This window comes from Bacillus sp. SIMBA_154, assembly GCF_046536015.1.
GTDB classification, from domain to species: domain Bacteria; phylum Bacillota; class Bacilli; order Bacillales; family Bacillaceae; genus Bacillus; species Bacillus pumilus_P.
Window position 1 is genome coordinate 1 of the sequence record NZ_JAWJBV010000070.1, and the last position, 419, is coordinate 419.

The window sequence follows — 419 nt, forward strand, 5'->3', positions numbered from 1 at the left end:
ATTTACGACAGATCCGCGGTATGTCCGGTCAGCGAGAAAACTGGCGGGAATTTCTTATGATGAAATGCTGGAGCTTGCAAATCTAGGAGCGGGTGTTCTTCACCCGCGGGCGGTTGAGTTCGCGAAAAACTACCAAGTGCCTTTGGAAGTGCGGTCAAGCACAGAACATGAAGCTGGAACATTAATTGAGGAGGAATCATCAATGGAGCAGAATTTAATCGTCAGAGGAATTGCATTTGAAGACCAGATCACGAGGGTGTCCGTTACAGGCCTTGCAAGCGGATTGACAACACTTTCAACAATCTTCACCGCGCTGGCAAAACGAAACATCAACGTTGACATTATTATTCAGACACAGTCGGACGATGGGGAAGCGGATATTTCTTTCTCGGTGAAAACGGAAGATGCCGCGCAAACGG

Annotated in this window: 1 protein-coding gene; it reads left to right on the plus strand. The window is 48.0% G+C overall.

The features are described 5' to 3' along the window. Positions 1-419 (plus strand): amino acid kinase family protein (locus R0K30_RS21130; protein WP_410612718.1); only part of this gene is annotated, 419 nt, incomplete at both ends.